General features: G+C 35.6%; 13 protein-coding genes. All 13 read right to left on the bottom strand.

Annotated elements, in window-relative coordinates:
- Positions 1-178: 178 nt before the first annotated feature.
- Positions 179-1,222, bottom strand: coding sequence for a recombinase RecA (gene recA / locus CAR_RS03450; protein ID WP_013710321.1), 1,044 nt, complete (start codon positions 1,220-1,222; stop codon positions 179-181).
- A 155-nt stretch (positions 1,223-1,377) separates the two neighbouring features.
- Positions 1,378-2,640, bottom strand: a complete 1,263-nt coding sequence (locus CAR_RS03445; protein WP_013710320.1) for a competence/damage-inducible protein A — start codon at positions 2,638-2,640, stop codon at positions 1,378-1,380.
- A 179-nt stretch (positions 2,641-2,819) separates the two neighbouring features.
- Positions 2,820-3,401: a CDP-diacylglycerol--glycerol-3-phosphate 3-phosphatidyltransferase gene (gene pgsA, locus CAR_RS03440; RefSeq protein WP_041556136.1), complete on the bottom strand. Its 582-nt coding sequence runs from the start codon at positions 3,399-3,401 to the stop codon at positions 2,820-2,822.
- Between the two features lie 90 nt (positions 3,402-3,491).
- Positions 3,492-4,346, bottom strand: coding sequence for a helix-turn-helix domain-containing protein (locus tag CAR_RS03435; RefSeq protein ID WP_041556798.1), 855 nt, complete (start codon positions 4,344-4,346; stop codon positions 3,492-3,494).
- Positions 4,347-4,461: 115 nt separating this feature from the next.
- Positions 4,462-5,187, bottom strand: coding sequence for an elongation factor P 5-aminopentanone reductase (ymfI, locus tag CAR_RS03430; protein WP_041556135.1), 726 nt, complete (start codon positions 5,185-5,187; stop codon positions 4,462-4,464).
- Complete coding sequence (yfmH, locus tag CAR_RS03425) at positions 5,184-6,485, bottom strand: EF-P 5-aminopentanol modification-associated protein YfmH (protein WP_013710316.1); 1,302 nt, start codon at positions 6,483-6,485, stop codon at positions 5,184-5,186. The genes ymfI and yfmH overlap by 4 nt, the downstream gene beginning before the upstream one ends.
- Positions 6,485-7,747 (bottom strand): EF-P 5-aminopentanol modification-associated protein YfmF, encoded by a 1,263-nt coding sequence (gene yfmF, locus CAR_RS03420; RefSeq protein ID WP_013710315.1) that lies wholly within the window; start codon positions 7,745-7,747, stop codon positions 6,485-6,487. The genes yfmH and yfmF overlap by 1 nt, the downstream gene beginning before the upstream one ends.
- 108 nt (positions 7,748-7,855) lie before the next feature.
- Positions 7,856-8,815: an ABC transporter permease gene (locus tag CAR_RS03415; RefSeq protein ID WP_013710314.1), complete on the bottom strand. Its 960-nt coding sequence runs from the start codon at positions 8,813-8,815 to the stop codon at positions 7,856-7,858.
- Between the two features lies 1 nt (position 8,816).
- Complete coding sequence (locus CAR_RS03410; RefSeq protein WP_041556134.1) at positions 8,817-9,884, bottom strand: ABC transporter permease subunit; 1,068 nt, start codon at positions 9,882-9,884, stop codon at positions 8,817-8,819.
- Positions 9,874-11,424, bottom strand: a complete 1,551-nt coding sequence (locus tag CAR_RS03405) for an ABC transporter ATP-binding protein (protein WP_443101009.1) — start codon at positions 11,422-11,424, stop codon at positions 9,874-9,876. Before CAR_RS03405 ends, CAR_RS03410 begins: the two co-directional genes overlap by 11 nt.
- 240 nt (positions 11,425-11,664) lie before the next feature.
- The gene (locus tag CAR_RS03400; protein WP_041556133.1) at positions 11,665-12,717 is read right to left on the bottom strand and encodes a BMP family lipoprotein; all 1,053 of its coding nucleotides are present in this window, start codon (positions 12,715-12,717) and stop codon (positions 11,665-11,667) included.
- 260 nt (positions 12,718-12,977) lie between these two features.
- Positions 12,978-15,317, bottom strand: coding sequence for a DNA translocase FtsK (locus CAR_RS03395; protein WP_013710310.1), 2,340 nt, complete (start codon positions 15,315-15,317; stop codon positions 12,978-12,980).
- Positions 15,318-15,441: 124 nt separating this feature from the next.
- Complete coding sequence (locus CAR_RS03390; RefSeq protein WP_013710309.1) at positions 15,442-17,517, bottom strand: DNA topoisomerase 3; 2,076 nt, start codon at positions 17,515-17,517, stop codon at positions 15,442-15,444.
- Positions 17,518-17,681 lie beyond the last annotated feature (164 nt).

Here is a 17,681-nt window from a genome sequence, read left to right as displayed (position 1 = left end):
TTAATTGTAGTGAAGAGACATGTCAACTTAAATAATGGTTTTGTAGCCCTTTCATAAACTTTCATTGTGTTGCCTAATTCATTCAAGAATCCTTTTTCATACATTTTCAGTATAATTTTTTTAAAAAAAAGCCAATAAGCATCTAAGCTTATTGGCTTTTCTCAATTTTTTAGTTCTTTTAATCTTCTAGTAAGTCCGTTTCAGACGCTTCTACTACTTCTTCAGCACCTGCTTCTCCAATACCATAAGCTGCACGAACTTTTTGTTCTACTTCAGCTCTTAATTCAGGATTGTTTTTGAAGAATTTTTTTGCATTTTCTCGCCCTTGGCCAATTCGTTCGCCACCATAAGAATACCATGCACCTGCTTTATCAATGATATCTTTATCTGATCCCATATCTACAAGTTCTCCTACTTGAGAGATACCTTCACCATACATGATATCTACTTCAGCTACTCTAAAAGGTGGAGCAACTTTATTCTTAACCACTTTAATTTTTGTACGATTACCCATAATATCTGTACCTTGTTTAATTTGTTCAGCTCTTCTAACTTCTAAACGAATCGTAGCATAAAATTTCAAAGCACGTCCACCTGGTGTAATTTCTGGGTTACCAAACATAACACCAACTTTTTCACGAATCTGGTTGATAAATAGAGCAATAGTTTTTGTTTTGTTGATTGAACCAGATAATTTACGTAAAGCCTGAGACATCAAACGAGCTTGTAACCCTACATGAGAGTCTCCCATTTCTCCTTCAATTTCCGCACGTGGTACTAATGCAGCAACTGAGTCAATAACAACAATATCCACTGCTCCACTGGAAACCAATGCATCTGCAATTTCCAACCCTTGTTCACCTGTATCCGGTTGCGATAATAGCAATTCGTCAATATCTACTCCAAGTGCAGCTGCGTATTTTGGATCCAATGCATTTTCAGCATCAATAAATGCAGCAATTCCGCCTTGTTTTTGAACCTCAGCAACAGCATGCAAAGCTACCGTTGTTTTACCTGAGCTCTCAGGACCATATACTTCAATAATTCTTCCTCTAGGAAATCCACCGACTCCCAATGCAACATCTAATGCTAATGATCCACTAGGGACTGTAGAAATACGCGTATCAACTTTTTCTCCAAGTTTCATAACGGAACCTTTACCAAAGTTCTTTTCAATCTTTTTTAACGCTGCGTCTAATGCTTGTTTACGATCGTCTGCCATTAAATAAATCCTCCTCAAGTCTCTTTTATTATTTAATTAATCATTCATATTTTCATCTGCTACAAAGATTATCATACCTTTTTTTTATAAAAAAAGCAAGAAAAAAGCGAACAAACATTCGGTCTTTTTTTAATCAATTAATCTCTTTTCTCATTTCACAAAACTTTTTGTTCTATAGGCAAATTTAGTAACACTCTTCGAATCAATTCTAATCCAGACATAATCGATTTTTCTCGATTATTTTCACGCCCTTTACCAAAATGGTATTCTTTAGCAAATGTTGTTTCTTTAGTAGCAATACCAATCCATACGGTTCCTACTTCTTTATTATCCAACTTATCTGGACCTGCAACCCCTGTAAATGAGATAGCCAAATCTGTATCAAACATTCCTTGTGCTTTTTTTGCCATTTCTATTGCACACTCAGCACTGACTACACCAAACTCTTCAATTGATCTTTTTGCAACACCTAAAATAGTTGTTTTTGCTTCATTACTATAAGTTACGATTCCACCTTTGAAATAGTTACTTGCACCTGAAACACTTGTTATAAGGTTTTGAAAAGCACCACCAGTCAAGCTCTCAGCTGCTGTAAGTGTCAGATTTTGTTCATTTAATAAATCTGTAACTACATTTACTAATCGTCTATCCTCTCCATACCCATAAAAATAGCCACCTATGCGTTGCTGGATGATAGCTTCCATCTTATCCAATAATAATTGACATGCTTCCTCAGTGGTTCCGTTTGCTGTTAAACGCAAGGTTACTTCATGCTTTCCAGCATACGTTGCAAGAGTAGGATTTTTTTGCTCTTCAATCAAATCATCTAATTCAGCAGCTAATTGAGATTCTCCAATACCAAAGAAACGTAAAATTCTTGATACAAGGTGGTTTTCATTTGGACGCCCGTCCATTAATAATGGCCTTACTTCTTTTATAAACATGGGTTCTAACTCGCTAGGTGGGCCTGGTAATAATAAAAAAGCTTGTTTGTCTTGTTTTAAAAACATTCCTGCTGCAAGTCCTGTTTCATTTTTTAAAACAGTAGACCCTTCAATTACCATAGCTTGTAATCGATTGTTTTCTGTCATTACTCGTTTGCTATTTTTAAAATAGCTACTTATTTTTTCCATAGTACTCATATCTAAAATTAGTTTTTTATTTAAATGTTCAGCTAATACTTGTTTTGTAATGTCATCTTTCGTAGGTCCAAGACCACCTGAAAGGATAACTAGATCACTTCTTTGTTCTGCCACTTGTATTGCTTCTAATAATCGTTTCGGATTATCTCCAACCACTACTTGGTGATAAACATCTAACCCTAATAACGATAGTTCGCGAGAGAGAAAAGAAGCATTGGTGTTTACTACTTGTCCCATTAAAAGTTCTGTTCCAACTGCTATGATTTCAGCGTTCATCTTACTTCACTCCTACTTCTATAATACGCGAATTCTTTTCCGCAACTTTTATTTTCTTTACCTTAATAATCATAAAAGACTAGTTATTGTATTCCTAACTTTACCATACTTTTTAAGTGGTAAAAAAAAAGAAGACCTATTAAAACAGTCTTCTCTATCATTTATATGTTAACGTCTTGTTATTTTGGACCTCTAAATACTGCACTATTTTTAACAAAATAATCTACACCAGAATAAATGGTAAAGAATAAACAAATGTATAACATGATAGAAGCCACTGGCAGACCTATCCCTTCAAATGGTAAATTATCAACCAGTAATAAAATAATGGCAACCATTTGAGTAGCTGTTTTGATTTTTCCTGGCCAATCAGCTGCTAAAACAGTTCCGCCTTGCTCCACCAGTAGCAATCTTAATCCAGTAACAGCTAACTCTCTACAAACAATAATAGATACGACCCAAGAAGGAGCTAAGTCTTGCCCTACTAGAATAATTAAAGCTGTCATTACCAACATTTTGTCAGCTAAAGGATCGGCAAATTTACCAAAATTTGTTACTAATCCTCGATCACGCGCAATTTTACCGTCTAACCAATCCGTAAAACTTGCTAAAGCAAATAGAACTGCCCCTACCAATTGTGTAACTTCAATTGTTGATCCTAAAAATTGAAAAACGCCCCAATCAAATGGTGCCAATACTACAATAACAAATATTGGAATCATAAATATTCTCAATACTGTAAGCTTATTCGGTAAGTTCAATTTTTTGCTTCCTCTCTCCAATAATATCTACCCATTGTTGCTAAGAAGAATTTTACCAAAAATTCTTCTTAGCCTGTTCTCTTAAAGGGTTTACTCAAATTGAAATTCAATTTCTTGTCGAACAGAATTTTCTGCTTCCGGAGCATATGAAATATCTTCGCCATTAAGATTAACTTCCGTTGCAGGAGCATTTCCAATGATAACCAGTAATGATGAAGTACCTTCTGGAATTTCTGTTTCTAAATTAGAGCCCTCTGTTATTAATTGAGCATCAATTGTTGAACCATCTGCTTCAACACTGATCCAAGAATCTCCACCTGCCGCCGTTAAGGTTAAAATACTGCCTTCAGAACTTCCTGTAACAGAATAAGTTGTGGCAGATCCAGTAGAAGATACAATTTCTATTCCTTGATTTTCTTCACTTTCCTCAGATTCTGAGGATTCCATTGCAGATTCAGACTCTTCATTTGCTGTAGAATCTGCACTAGAAACAGTTATTTCTTCAGATTCTTTGGTGATCATTTCTTCATCACCCTGATTATTCGTTTTGATTACTGCAAAGTAAATGGCTGCTATTATAGCTACAGCTATAATACCAATTAGAATTGTAGGTAGATACTCTTGGACTTTTGTTAAGAATGCATTTTCTGTATTCTTTCCAACACGGGTTTGATCCGTAGAAATTTTTTCTACGGATTCTTCATCATGAGTATGAGGTACCGCATCTGTATATTCTTCTAATAGTTGGTCTCCGTTTAAGCCAACAGTATCCGCATATTGTTTAATAAATGCACGAGCATAAAATTTCCCCGGCATAACATCATAGTTGCCTTCTTCAATAGCAATTAGGTAACGTTTTTGAATTTTAGTCATTTGTTGCAAATCATCTAATGTATAGCCTTTTGATTTTCTTGCTTCTTTTAATTTTTCACCTATTTCATTCAATTGTCTCACCTACCTGTTCTCTTTTTTAGAGAGAAAATCTCATATCATTTGAATTATAACATACCTGATACTTTAGAAACATTAATTTTTCTTTATACTGCATAACTAATTTTTCTTATTTTAGCCAACCACCGCTGATGACAATAGATTGACCGGTCATATATGCACTTCTTTTATCCACTAGTTGCATAACCCAAAAACTGATTTCAGATACACTTCCTAAACGCCCCAAGGGAATTTCATTTTCTAGTTCTTTTACTTCAGTTGAAGTGAATTCTTGATTCATTTTTGTAGCAATAGCTCCTGGAGAAATAGCATTTACTGTTATCCCTAAACTAGCTATTTCTTTACTATATGCTTTCACAAAAGCCAATTGAGCGCCTTTTGTTGTACTGTAAAGAACTTCCATTGCACTACCTGTTTCACCATAAATTGAACTGATAAAAATGATTCTTCCATTTCTAGAATGAGCTAATTTAGACTGTAGATGTTGAAGCAATACAATTGGTGTCTTAACATGTACTGCCCACATATGATCCATATCCACAGTAGAGACTTCGGTTAACAATTGATACGTCGTAAACCCGCTTGCAAATATCACAGCATCCAACTGAAAAATGGATTTCAGGAATAGAGGAATCCCCTCTTCTTGAGTCATATCTAAAGACAATGCATAAAAATCTTGTTTAGGGTAGCGTTCTTGATACTCCTGCAACTGTTCTTCAGCACTTTTGATATTTGAATGATAATGCAGATACAGCGACCAACCTTTTTCAGCTAATTCTTGTGCAATTTTTTTCCCAATATCTCCACTTGCTCCCATTATCAAGGCAAATTTCACGCGTCTTTGTCTCCTTTTGGCAAAATATGAAACGTAGTCATATGATCTTCAATCATAAACTCTTCAGCCACTTTTTTTATCTCATCTAATGTAATACTTTCTATGATGGGAACAACATCAAATAAAGTTGCTTCGCCATATATAGGTTGACTATATTGATTGGCAATATACTCTAGTGAATTTAACGATTGTAGTTCTTGGCCAATGGTTCTCTTCTTAACTATTGCTAAGTTCTCATCAGTAAATTCTGAACTCATTTTTGCTTCAAGTAACAATTTTTTGATTTCGGCACTGAAAACTGCAGAGTCCTTCGTATCTCCACTAACATCAATAAAATGGAACGTACGATCTAAGTTAAATTCAAACGAAAAACTATCATCTATAACGCCTTTATCGTATAATTTTAAATAATTTGCTGATGTAGGACCAAATAATAGCGTTAGCAATAAATCCATCGTTGTTTTGTATTTTAAGGCTTCAATACCACTTGGAATTTCTTTTATTCCTTTTACTCCTACAATACTCTTTGGTCGATTCACAGTCATATTAATAAAATTATACGGTTTAATGTCTTTAATCGTTTCTTCTGGAAAAATTCGCTTAATGGCTTCGGCTGGAGCATATTCTTTCTGTGCTTGATTCTCTCGAATCAACTTCATCATTTCTTCAGGGTCTAACTTCCCTACAACAAACAAATTCATATTACTAGGATGATAAAAAGTTGCATGATTTTCATATAATAATTCAGGTGTGATGTCCATAATGCTATCTACAGTTCCCGCAATATCGATGTGTAAAGGGTGTTTAGGATACATATTTCCTAAAATTCCAAAAAATAAGCGCCAATCTGGCTCGTCCTCGTACATTTGAATCTCTTGAGCAATGATTCCTTTTTCTTTGTTCACTGTTTCCTCTGTAAAATAAGGTTCTTGAACAAAGTCTAATAAAGTTGTTAAGCTTTCCGAAACATGACTAGTGCTAGAAAAAAGATACGCTGTTCGAGTAAAACTGGTAAATGCATTGGCAGAAGCACCCAAACGGCCAAACTTGTTAAATACATCTCCATCTTCTTTTTCAAATAGTTTATGTTCTAAGAAATGAGCGATTCCATCTGGTGCAGTAACCATTTCTGTTTTGCCGTTCGGTACAAATTGATTATCAATTGAACCAAAGTTTGTGGAAAACAATCCATATGTTTTATGGAAATCATTTTTAGGTAACAATGTAACCTTTAATCCATTATCTAACGTTTCGGTATAAATTATTTCTTGCAATTGTTCGTAAACTTTTTTCTCCATTATTTCGCCTCCGCTGTCAAAAAGAATGTTGCCTTTAACTTCACTTGGTTGGCCACTTCAATTATTTCTTCTTTAGTAACTTTTTCAATTCTTTTTACCCATTCATCAATGGTAAGGATTTTCCCTTTGGTCAATTGTAACGCATAAATACGCTCAATAACGGATCCAGGATTATCTTCTGATTGGAAAAGTTGATTCTTCAGCATTTCTTTTGTTTGAGAAACTGCTTCCTCAGTAAAATTGCCCGCTTGCATCTCTTTTAATTGTAAGGCAATAATTTCTTTAACCTGATCTACTTTTTTATTATCAATTCCTGTTTGAACTGTCATCATTCCTCTAAACGTATCCAATGAACTAGAAGCATAATAAGCTAAACTTTCCTTTTCACGGACGTTCATAAATAATTTCGAATGCGGAAATCCACCAAACAAACCATTGAATACTTGTGCAGCGTAATAAGAAGGTTCGTGATAAAAAACTGAGGTTGTGTAGCCAAGATTAAATTTTGCTTGAATAATGTCTTGTTCTTCAGTCTTATTTTCCACTTCATTGGGTTCCATTTCAGCGTAAAAACTGCTTGTTGGCGCGATTTCACGAGACGAAAAATTAAATTGTTCAAAGGCTGATTGAATTTCACTCTCATCAACATCCCCCATTAGATAAATATCAATTTTGTCTTGATCTAACAGCTCTTGATAATAGTCATATAATGATGTAGGAGTTAGTTCTTCCAAATCTTCTTTTGAACCCACACTAGGTATTTGTTGATTAACATCTTCAAATAAGAGCTCTTGCAAAGCAAGACTAGCATAAGTCTGTTTATCATCAAAGAGTGAATCGTAATAATCTACTAAATTTTCTTTTTCTCTCTTAAAGGTTTGTTCATGGAAATGTCCATTCTCTGTATTTGGTTGAAATATAATTTCTTTTAAAAAGTCGATACTTTCTTGTAATACATTATCGCCTTTTGAAAGATACTTTTCATTTACTAAGTTCAAACTGATAGAAAAAATATGAGTGTTTCCTTTTTTACTGACACCTGTTCCAAAACTAGCTCCATACATATTTGATAGAGCACTTCTTAGTGCTGTTTGTGTAGGGTATTTTTTACTGTTTGTTTCTAATAAATTCGCTAACATAGCTCGTTTAGTAATCGTTTTCTTATTTAATGGAGCACGAAATTTCATCATGATTCGAATGGTTTTATATTTTTTAGTGGGGAGAACATGTAAATGAACTCCTTCGTTTAATTGAATGGACATACTTTTTCCTCCTCTAACTTAAAAAGTGTTCATTGTCTATCTTAAAATAAATAATGAAAAAAAGAAAGCAGCAACGGACATGAATGTCCGTTACTGCCAACAAAATGATTATTTTGATTTAATATACGTTTTACCACCAGCTGCTGGTCCTTCTGATTTACCGATTACTCCAACCAATACAATAATAGTGATAACATATGGTGCGACTTGCAACCATACACTTGGAATATCTTGGATAATTGGAATATAGTTTCCGATAACCCCTAAACTTTGAGCAAAACCAAAGAAAATAGCTGCTCCCATTGCACCAAGAGGATTCCACTTACCAAAGATCATTGCCGCCATAGCAATAAACCCTTGTCCAGCAATTGTTGAAGCTTGGAAACTCAACGAAATAGATTGAGCTTGGATTGCTCCACCCATACCACCTAGCAAACCAGATAGCATAACTCCAGCATACTTCATTAAGTAAACATTGATTCCTAATGTATCTGCTGCTTGAGGATGCTCTCCAACAGATCTCAAACGTAGACCAAAACGAGTTTTAAAGACGACTACCCAGCAAATAATCGCAATTAAAATACCTGCAAATGCGGGTGCAGAAGTTCCTTTAAAGAGGATATCGCCAATAATTGGAATACGATTTAGCAAAGGTATCGTTACTTTACCAAAACTTTCAGTAATACGATCCGTTTGTCCAGCACCATTATACAGTACACGTGTAAAGAATATAGCTAATGCTGGAGCCATTAAGTTAATAACAGTACCAGAAATTATGTGATCTGCTCTTAGATTAACAGTTGCTACTGCGTGGATCATTGAAAAAATCGTCCCCACAAGTCCACCAACTAAAGCAGCAATCCAAGGAGTCCAATCACCAAAAGTTCCAGCAAATGTTAAGTTAAAAACAATTGAACTAAATGCTCCCATAACCATTATTCCTTCAAGTCCTACGTTGACGATACCACTGCGCTCAGAAAAGGTTCCACCAAGGGCCGTCAACACAAGAGGAGCTGAATAAACAAGCGATGATGAAATAATAAGTTGTAGTAAATTTGTAATATCCATCCTATTTTACTCCTCCTTTATTCACTCTAGCTCGTTTGTCAATAAAGTAACGAATTAAGTAATTAGCTCCAACGAAGAAGATAATAGATGCTATTACAATATCTACAACTTCGGTTGGTACACCTGAAATCATCGGCATACTGTTCCCACCAATTTTCAATGCACCAAACAATATAGCTGAGAAGATGATTCCTACAGGATTACTTAGTCCTAACAAGGCAACCGCCATGCCGTCAAAACCAATCGTTGGCATTGCACCTTGCGTGAAAATATTTTGGAAATTTCCTAAACCTTCCATTACTCCTCCTAAACCAGCTAAACCACCACTGATCAACATTGAAATAATGATATTTCGTTTAGTACTCATACCAGCATATTCAGAAGCACTTGGGTTTAATCCAACTGTTCTAATTTCAAATCCAGTAGTGGTTTTTTTCATTAAGAACCATACAATGACAGCCATGGCTAACGAAATAAATATCCCAGTATGCAGTGTAGAATTACTTGTTAATTCAGTAATCCATCCAGCTCGCAGACTAGCACCTTCTGAAATACGTGGTGTTGCATCAGCTGACTCAGTCAAAACGTTACGAATTAAATAATTAGTTGTATAAAGAGCAGTATAATTTAACATGATGGTTACAATAACTTCACTTGTATTAAAATAGGCTCTTAAAAATCCAGCGATTCCAGCCCAGATCGCACCAGCTAAAACTCCACCCAATATGCTTAAAGGGAGTAAAATAATGCTAGGCAAATCTATCAAACTATTTGCAACCCATACCGAACATAACCACCCTAATAGTGCTTGTCCTGCAACTCCGATATTAAAGAATCCTGCATTATAGGCCACAGAAAAACCTAACGCTGTTAGAATAAGTGGTGTAGCTTGTCTTAAGGTTTCACCAATGTAAAATGAAGAACCAAAAGCCCCATTGATCATTGCAGTATAGCCCGAAATAGGATTATATCCAAAAATAACCATGATAATAGCACCAAGAACAAATCCCAAAACTACAGATAATATTGGCACTAATAAATTATTAAGCGTATCTTTTTTATTCGTCAATGTGAACACCTTCCTTCCCATTTCCTTGTTTGATCAAAGAACGGGCTTTTTCAAGAGAAGTACCAGCCATTAATAAGCCAAGTTCTTGTTCTGTTGTTTCTTTTGGATTTACAATAGCAACAATGTTTCCTTCATACATAACAGCGATTCGATCTGAAACATTTAAAATTTCATCCAACTCAAAACTCATTAATAAAACTGCTTTTCCATTATCACGTTGTTCGATCAAACGTGAGTGGATGTATTCAATTGCTCCAACATCAAGTCCACGTGTTGGTTGAGCAGCAATCAACAATGAAGGATTACGGTTAATTTCTCTAGCGATAATCGCTTTTTGTTGATTCCCTCCTGATAGTGAGCCAGCAGGAGTCGTTTCATTTTGTGTACGTACATCAAATTCTTCAATTAATTTTAACGCGAAATTCTTTATTTCTTTCTGATTTAGAATGCCATAATTGCTTAAAGGCTTTTTATAATAAGTTTGCAATGCCATATTTTCTTCTAAGGACATTGGTAAAACCAAACCATATTTATGGCGATCTTCTGGGATATGACCTAAGCCTATTTCTGTAATTTTACGTGGAGGTTTATTTTGGATCTCTTGCCCATTTAATGTAATTTTTCCACTTTCAGTCTTCGCTAAGCCTGTTATTGCATGAATCAGTTCACTTTGTCCATTCCCATCGATACCTGCTATACCAACAACTTCACCAGCTCGTACTTCCAAACTCAAGGATTTTACAGCGTCTAAACCACGATGTTCCTTTACAACAAGGTTCTCAATCGCCAATACAGTTTCTTTTGGCTGAGGAGCTTTCTTAACTGTTTTAAAGGAAACCGAACGTCCAACCATCATATCTGCCAATTCCTGTGGAGAAGTAGTTGAAACATCTACCGTGTCAATACTTTTTCCTCGACGAATAACTGTACAGCGATCTGCAACTGCTTTGATTTCGTCAAGTTTATGAGTGATTAAGATAATAGATTTCCCTTCTTTTGTTAGGGCTCTCATTATATTGATCAATTCATCAATTTCTTGAGGGGTCAATACTGCTGTTGGTTCGTCAAAAATCAGAATATCTGCTCCACGGTAAAGTGTCTTTAAAATCTCTACCCGTTGCTCCATTCCTACTGAAATAGATTCAACTTTTGCACTAGGATCAACTAATAGACCATATTTCTCAGACAATTCTTTGATGTCTTTTTTAGCAGAGTTCCTGTCCAGAAAACCATTCTTAGTTTTTTCCATTCCTAAAATGATATTTTCAGTTACGGTAAATTTCTTCACTAACATAAAATGTTGGTGAACCATTCCAATACCTAATTTGTTTGCTGCGCTAGGTGAACTTATGTTTACCACCTGTCCATTAACTAGAATTTCTCCAGAAGTTGGCTCTAGTAGCCCTGAAAGAATATTCATTAAAGTGGATTTTCCTGCACCATTTTCTCCTAAAAGAGCATGAATTTCTCCCTTTTTAAGCTGCAAATTGATATTGTCATTCGCTTTGAAAGTCCCAAATTGTTTTGTAATGCCCTTCATTTCAATGACGTTTACTGATTCTGACACGATGGTTTCACTCCTTTTCTATTGCTCAATCCATTATCCATTATAGTTCTTTTACAGACAAGTGATTATCTAGTTTTCTCTTGTAATTTTAATAGAAAGTCTATTTATCAAATCGCAGAAAAAGTGCTAGCTCATAAGAGAGTAAAAGACCGGTATAAGTTACCGGTCCTTTACCTTTATTTATTCATAAGAAGTAATTAGTATAAATTACAATTATGGTGCTTCTGGGACTGTAATATCGCCGTCAATAATTTGTTGTTTGTAACCTTCAACAACTTCAATTGTTTCTTCAGACAAAGCTCCATCAGTAATGCCTACACTATCTTCAGCTAAACCAAAGTTGCTGATTTCTCCACCTGGGAAATTGCCTTCCATTGATTCATTTGCGATATCTTGAACAGCTTGCCCCACTCCTTTAAGAGTTGAAGTAAGTGTTAAGTTCCCGCCATCATATGCACCTTCAGCAGTTTGATCACGGTCAACTCCGATTACCCATAATTGTTGATCTGGGTTAGAATTCATACGGTCAATAGCTTCTGAGAATACTCCGTTACCTGTATCACCTGACGCATGATAAATTACATCTGCTCCTGAACTGTACATAGCAGCTGCTAATTGTTTACCTAGTGCAGCGTCTCCGAATGAACCTGCATATTCAACGTCGATTGTAATATCTGGGTTAACAGCTTCTACACCTGCAACAAAACCAGCTTCAAAACGGTCGATAACAGCACTTTCTTGTCCACCGATGAATCCAACATGGTCTGTTTCAGTTGTTTCAGCAGCTGCAACACCTGCTAAAAATGCAGCTTCATGATCTTTAAACAATACAGAAGCAACATTGTCTGCTTCGATCTGTTCATCAATAATAACAAAATTTTGATCAGGGTTTTGAGCAGCAACGTCTGCCATTGCTGGTTGTAATTTAAATCCAATTCCATAAATTAAATCAAAATTACTATTTAGAGCAGTATTTAAGTTTGTAACAAATTGAGAATCTTCGTCAGATTGAATGTAGTTGTAGCCATCCGGTCCTTTTTCAAGTCCGTGCTCTTCTCCCCAAGCTTCCATGCCTTCCCAAGCAGATTGGTTAAATGATTTATCATCTACTCCACCTACATCGGTAACCATGACAATTGAAAAATCTTCACCCGAACCTGAAGTGGATGATGCACTTTCGCTTCCTTCATCAGCACCACATGCTGCCAATGTTAAACTTGACAATAAACCTAGAGTTAATAAACTCTTAAAATTTCTACTCTTCACTCAAAAAACCCCCAATAATTTTTTAGTATGAATTAAATTAGCATCAATTCATCCTCGCATTTATAGTACCACCTTTAATTTAAAAAATAAACAACAAAAATGATTATTGAAAACGTTTTAGCTTAAAATCGTTCAGTTTTTAATTGATTTCTAATGTATTAGCGCTCGTTTCGTTTGCATATGGACCAAATGACTAACAAAAAGTGCACATTCCAAAAAAACACTCGTTAAATAGATTGCTTTTCAACGAGTGTTATCTATTAATATTGCTCTGTATCTGCTTCTGCCAAATGATCCTCACCAGGAAGTTGAGTAATGTTTACCTTACGAGGTTTACTTCCTTCCGATGGTCCAACAATGCCTCGCATTTCCATTTCATCAATCAATCGAGCCGCGCGATTATATCCAATCCTAAAACGACGTTGCAATAATGAAATACTTGCTGTCTGCATTTCAACAATCAAAGCCACAGCATCATCATAGACATCATCTTGTACTTCACTTTCCATAGCCTTAGTTTCTTCAGTAGGCATCATTTCTTCTACATAATTTGCACCTTGTTGATCCGTCACAAAAGTCACTATATGTTCAACTTCTTCATCTGAAATAAACGCCCCTTGTACACGAACAGGCTTATTTTCGCCCATTGGTAAAAATAGCATATCTCCTCTACCCAACAATTTTTCTGCTCCACTGCCATCGATTATCGTTCTAGAATCAACACCACTTGAAACAGCAAAAGCAATACGTGAAGGTACATTCGCTTTGATAATGCCGGTAATGACATCTACACTAGGTCTTTGAGTTGCTAAGATCATATGAATGCCAGCTGCTCTGGCCATTTGAGCTAACCGAATGATGGCATCTTCAACTTCATTACTAGCTACCATCATCAAGTCGGCTAATTCATCCACTATTACTACGATAAAAGGTAGTATAGGATAATTTTCGGCATTTTCATCGTTATGACTTTGTAGATACTGGTTGTATCCAGTAATATTTCGCATTCCACTGGCCGCAAATAGCTCATATCTTCTTTCCATTTCAGTAACGACTTTTTGCAACGCTTGAGCTGCCTTTTTAGGATTCGTTACAACAGGAGTCAACAAATGTGGAATCCCATTGTATACATTTAACTCTACCATTTTAGGATCGATCATCATTAATTTCACTTCGTTTGGTTTAGCTTTCATCAATAAACTAGTGATGATACCATTAATACAAACTGACTTCCCACTACCCGTAGACCCTGCAACAAGCAAGTGAGGCATTTTAGATAAATCTGCCATAGTGATGTTTCCGGATATGTCTCTTCCAAGCGGAACTTCTAGCATTTTTTCTTTATTATGAACTTGACCTTCAATAACATCTCTAAACGAAACCAAGCTCACTTCGCTATTTGGAACTTCAATTCCAATAAATGATTTCCCAGGAATAGGCGCTTCAATTCGGATATCTTTTGCTGCTAATGCCAAAGCGATGTCATCACTGAGATTGACTATTTTACTCACTTTTACTCCAACAGCCGGTTGAACTTCATATTTTGTTACAGCTGGACCTAAGTTTGCTTTAGTAACTTTAGCATCCACTCCGAAACTTTGGAATGTTTCTTCTAATTTTTTCACATTTTTTTGGATAAGCGCATACTCATTTGTTTGATCATTTTGTGGTATTTCATTCAACAAATCTGAAGGTGGCAATTGATAATCTTTATTTTCTTTTTCAGACCCTATCTCAAAATCGATCGTTTCGCTCTCATTCTCTTCAAAAGTAGCATCTGCTGCTTCCTTAGTCACCGGTTTTTCAACACGATTTTGATAGCTGTCAATTTCTAGCTGCAATTGCTCATTTTTATCTTTTGTGACTGATTGATCGATTTCATTTGTAGTTGATGCTGCTTTAACTGTATTTTCTTTATTTTTCTTACTAACTTTTACTCCCTCAGCCTTGGAAGTCTCTTTTAACTTACTTGTTTTTTGATGGATAGACGTCTTAAAATGATTTAAAGCTGATTTTAATTTCTCCCAAATCATTAGAAATACCTGACCAGTTTTTTTCAAAAAAGTTTTAAACGATAGTTGAAATAATAAAAATAGTCCAAAAAAGCAACTAAGTACTGCTATAAAATAAGTACCCCATTGAGAAAATAAAAAATAGCTGATTGCATAAAAAACGGATCCAATCATACCACCACCAAGCGACTGGGTAATTTCGTTATTTGCCATGTCTGTCATGAAAAAACGAAAAGTAGCAGAAATGATGTTCATATCTGAATGGACAATAGGTGCAAATAAACGGGCATGTAATACTAGCAGTAAGCTGCTGTAAATAAGTAAAAATCCCGTAATCCGTTTATTTTTAAAAGGTGGTTCTTTACCTTTAAATACTAGATACACGCCATAGATCCCTACTAAAATGGATGCCACGATAAATGTGTTTCCTACAAAAAAACGAAATAGATTTGCACTAAAAACACCCGCAAAGCCAGTTTTTGAAGCTGAAAAAATACTTAGAATAATAAATATCAAACCAATAATTTCAAAAGAGAAACGATAATTTGCGTTCTTTTTAGTTGTGCTAGTCTTTTTTTTCACTGCCACGATTTTCTTCCCTCCTTATACTCTTCTTTGATTATACACAAAATTACTCTTAAACGGAATGTAGTAAAAGGATGAAACAGACAATCATTCTTGTCCTATTCCATCCCTTCCTAGATTTAATTTATTACTCTTTTTTTGCCATCGCAGCTTTCATGGCTAATGCCAACGGACTTTCTACTTCTTCTTGTTGATTGTTTATTTTTTGCATTAATTTCTTTGTTTCGTGTTTGCTAGGTTTCTTACTACTTTTTCCTTCTAATTTTTCAGTAATGTTACAATATTTGCACTTAAAATAATTTCCATTTTTACCTTCATGGATTTCCATTTTCCGATGGCACTGTGCACAACGGTGATTAGATACTTTCGGATCTTTTCTACGTTTGTACGAACAAGTCGAACTGCTACAAATGAGTAATTTCCAATCACGGCCGCTTCGTTCTTTCAACAATTCACCACATTCAGGACAGATTTTGCTGGTTAATGCATGATCTTTATACGTTTGCGTACTCGTTTTAATTTCTGTCACTAAGCGAGCAGTTTCCTGCTTTATGTTCTTTAAGAAATCCTCTTTTTTTAAACCACCATTTGAAATTTCTTCCAACGACTTCTCCCATTTACTTGTTAGCTCAGGAGTCACTAGTGCAGGGTTTACTAACGTTAGCAACTGCTGCCCTTTAGGTGTGGTGCTTAGTTTATTTTGGTTTCGTTCCATTAACTCGCTGCTAATCAGTTTTTCAATAATCTCAGCACGAGTTGCAGGTGTTCCTAACCCATTCTTTTCCATATTTTGTAGCAAGGTGCCTTCAGACAATCGTGTTGGAGCTTCAGTCAACTGTTTTTGAATGGTATAAGCTGTACGCATTAGTTGTTCGTTTAGTTTATACACATTTTCTGATTGTTTCGGAACGTCCTTTTTCCACCCTTTTTCAAGTACTGTTTCTTGTTGTAGACTAAATAAGACATCTGCTGCTGAAAAAACAATCGTTGTCTTAGAGACTTTATAAGCTGGTAAAAATAGTCCAATAAAACGTTCCACAACCATGCGATAAATTTTCAACTCGTCTGCTTCCATTTTTTCTGGACGCGGGCGTTCTTCCGTAGGAATAATACCATGGTGATCTGTCACTTTAGCAGTATTAAAAACACCTTTTTGAGTTACTTGAGCTCCTCTTTTCAAAATCCCTTTAGCTTCTTCAGGAGCAAATCCTTGAATTGCCATAACTCGTTCTTTCAAAGTTCCTACCATGTCTTGAGTCAAATATTTTGAATCTGTTCTTGGATAAGATAGCACTTTATGACGTTCATATAAGGTCTGCATCAAACTAAGTGTTTTCTTTGCTGAAAATTGGTAGCGTTGGTTAGCTTCGCGTTGAAGTTCTGTTAAATCATATGGCATTGGCGCTTGTTGAACTGACTGCTTTTCTTTTATATCCACAACTGTTATTGGTTTGTCTTTTAACGAAGACACTAAGGCCTCAGCTTTTTCTCGGTCATTGAACTTACGGGGAGCACCTTCTTGCAACACAGCTTTTTTTCCATCAACTGTCAATTGCACCGTATAAAAAGTTTCTGGAACGAAAGACTGTATTTTTGCTTCTTGCTTACGTACCATGGCTAATGTAGGTGTTTGTACTCGTCCAGCTGATAAATTATCTTGATACTTTACAGTCAATGCTCTAGTAACGTTTAAACCAATTAGCCAATCTGCTTCTGAACGTGCAACTGCAGAATCGTATAATGTATCGTATTTTTTGCTTGGTTGCAATTGATTAAAGCCATCTTTAATAGCCTTATCGGTTTGCGATGAGATCCACAGCCTTTTTACTGGTTTATTAAAATTTACATACTCTAGTATCCATCTTGCGACCAATTCTCCTTCACGTCCGGCATCCGTCGCAATCACTGCTGAACCAATGTCTTTTCGATTAGCCAGCTGTTTGATTGCTTTTAATTGGCCTCTAGTATTCGTTAACGGCTTAGTTGTCATTTTTTCTGGAATAAGCGGTAAGGCATTTAAGTCCCATGTTGCCCACTCTGCTTTATAATCTTCTGGCATTTTCAACCCCAATAAATGGCCTAATGCCCACGTTACAATAACATCTTTTCCTTCAATGTGTGTCTTACTTTTTTGAGTTGCTCCTAATACTCGTGCAATTTCTTTTCCTACACTTGGTTTTTCGGCAATAATTAATGTCTTCATGATTATTCCTTTCTATACTTAAAAATGCTGATGCTTTCACTTTTCTCTGTAACCATTGTGCATCCATTGTAAGGTATCTCTATACTCAATGCAATAAGACCAAAAGTTTGTTCTTTTTTACTATTTAGCATCAAGAATGATTGACCAAATTTAAGTCACTCGTT

It is taken from the genome of Carnobacterium sp. 17-4 (genome assembly GCF_000195575.1).
In the GTDB taxonomy this organism is placed as follows: Bacteria; Bacillota; Bacilli; order Lactobacillales; family Carnobacteriaceae; genus Carnobacterium_B.
The sequence above is the reverse complement of the archived record's forward strand: the minus strand, read 5'-3'. Positions and strand labels throughout refer to the sequence as shown.